A 1,521-nucleotide genomic window follows, 5' to 3' on the forward strand; every position below is an offset into this window, starting at 1 on the left:
AACCAGGTTCTGAACTTCACCACGGTCGGCCCGATCGTCGGGATGCGCAGGTACAGGCTGGCGACCGCCAAGCCGATCAGCACGAGAGAGACGAGGAAGGTGAGTACGCGTGGTGGCGAGAGGCTGAGCATATCCCATCTCGGCGCTGCGTGGTTAAGTGGTCGTGAAGAGGTTCTGCCGACGGAACGGCGGGGCGACAGGGAGTTGGCTTATGAGGGTTATCGCAGATCTGTGCATCGTTCCCATGGGGGTCGGGCCGTCCGTCTCCTCGTACGTAAAGGAGATCAAGGCTGTTATCGACGCGAGCCACCTCAATGCTGAAATGCATGCAAATGGCACGAACATCGAAGGCGAACTCAGCGACATCTGCCAGTTGATCGAGCAGTGTGACGCTAGGTTGAGTGAGGTGGGCGTCCAGCGCGTTTTCTTCACGATGATTTTCGGGTCGCGCCGCGACAAAGAGCAATCCATGGCCGACAAGCTCAAAGCTGTTTCATAGCGTTCGACAGTCCCTGGCGCGGCCGCCGCTAGGAAAGTTCGGTGGCCACGCCACTTCTCTTTGCCGCCCTGGACGCCACATGGGTGTCCTCATGCTTCGTCCACTCACCCCGCGTGCCCATGCGCTTCGATGGCGATGCCCGTGGCGAGTGGATCGTCGACCCGGATGAACTCGCGCGCAAGCTCGGTGTCACAACCCAGCAACGGAAGGACGAGATGATGCTGGGCCCTGTCCATACGCGTATCGAGATGAGGCGTGGGGCCGATCGGGGCCGGCGTCGGGTCAGGGTCCAGTGCCGAGAGTCGATTTGGCAGGATGTCTTCGACTGCAATGGATGCCTGATCCACGAATACCGCCTGTCACCGGACAGACTGCCGGTGGACACGATTCACGAGGACGTGCTGAAGGAGGCGCCTCATGCCTGCGGAAGCCAGCCGCACCAGCCTCGCTCAGACTGCGCTCGACGCCTACCTTCGGGCCGAAGGCGCTGACCGACGCGGGGAGAGCGGTGTGCCCACCTGCGAGATCGTCGATCTGGTCACCGATCTGCTCTTGCTGGCCCAGCAGCGGGGCAGCGATCCGCATTCGGTCGTCCGCAAGGCCGAGAAGCACGTGCTCGCCGAGACCAGCTAGCGATACTGAGTGGCAGACAGGCCCACGGCTGCGCACCGCTGGCCGCTGGGCGGTCACAGGGAGTTGATCGAACCGCTGGCGGTTAGGTGCGCCTGAGCACGGCGTAACCGTTCGGAAAGCGTGACGATACACAGGGGAATGTCCTGCCCCTTGAGGGTGACGACTCGCTCCGGACCACGCCAAGAGGCTCACATGACCGCCACCCCGTTCCGCTGGTTGCTGTCCCTGGTCGCCCTTCTGATGCCCGTCGCTGTGGCGTGCCGCGATGTCAGCACAAGCAACGAAGACAGTGCGAAGCCCGCGGCGGCCGAAGTGGTGTTCCGCCACTACGTCTGATCGGACCCGCGCCAAGTTGCGCCTCGCTCAGTGGCTCGGCGAGCGTGATCCGG

At 63.1% G+C, this 1,521-nt stretch carries 4 protein-coding genes; all 4 read left to right on the forward strand.

Annotation, left to right across the window (positions count from 1 at the left end):
- Positions 1-211: 211 nt before the first annotated feature.
- The 4 genes from WDW90_RS36985 (at position 212) to WDW90_RS37000 (ending at position 1,468) form a co-directional block, all read left to right on the forward strand.
- Positions 212-499, forward strand: coding sequence for an MTH1187 family thiamine-binding protein (locus tag WDW90_RS36985; protein WP_336492701.1), 288 nt, complete (start codon positions 212-214; stop codon positions 497-499).
- Positions 500-618: 119 nt separating this feature from the next.
- Complete coding sequence (locus WDW90_RS41100; protein ID WP_431311204.1) at positions 619-990, forward strand: DUF6522 family protein; 372 nt, start codon at positions 619-621, stop codon at positions 988-990.
- Complete coding sequence (locus WDW90_RS36995; protein ID WP_336492703.1) at positions 917-1,132, forward strand: hypothetical protein; 216 nt, start codon at positions 917-919, stop codon at positions 1,130-1,132. The genes WDW90_RS41100 and WDW90_RS36995 overlap by 74 nt, the downstream gene beginning before the upstream one ends.
- 192 nt (positions 1,133-1,324) lie before the next feature.
- Positions 1,325-1,468: a hypothetical protein gene (locus tag WDW90_RS37000; protein WP_336492704.1), complete on the forward strand. Its 144-nt coding sequence runs from the start codon at positions 1,325-1,327 to the stop codon at positions 1,466-1,468.
- Positions 1,469-1,521 lie beyond the last annotated feature (53 nt).

Source organism: Methylobacterium nigriterrae, assembly GCF_037106235.1.
Taxonomy (GTDB): Bacteria; Pseudomonadota; Alphaproteobacteria; order Rhizobiales; family Beijerinckiaceae; genus Methylobacterium; species Methylobacterium nigriterrae.

Bases quoted from the DNA above. Each gene is read 5' to 3' on its own strand.
- WDW90_RS36985 (WP_336492701.1), top strand. From the start codon at position 212: ATGAGGGTTATCGCAGATCTGTGCATCGTTCCCATGGGGGTCGGGCCG.
- WDW90_RS41100 (WP_431311204.1), top strand. From the start codon at position 619: ATGCGCTTCGATGGCGATGCCCGTGGCGAGTGGATCGTCGACCCGGAT.
- WDW90_RS36995 (WP_336492703.1), top strand. From the start codon at position 917: ATGCCTGCGGAAGCCAGCCGCACCAGCCTCGCTCAGACTGCGCTCGAC.
- WDW90_RS37000 (WP_336492704.1), top strand. From the start codon at position 1,325: ATGACCGCCACCCCGTTCCGCTGGTTGCTGTCCCTGGTCGCCCTTCTG.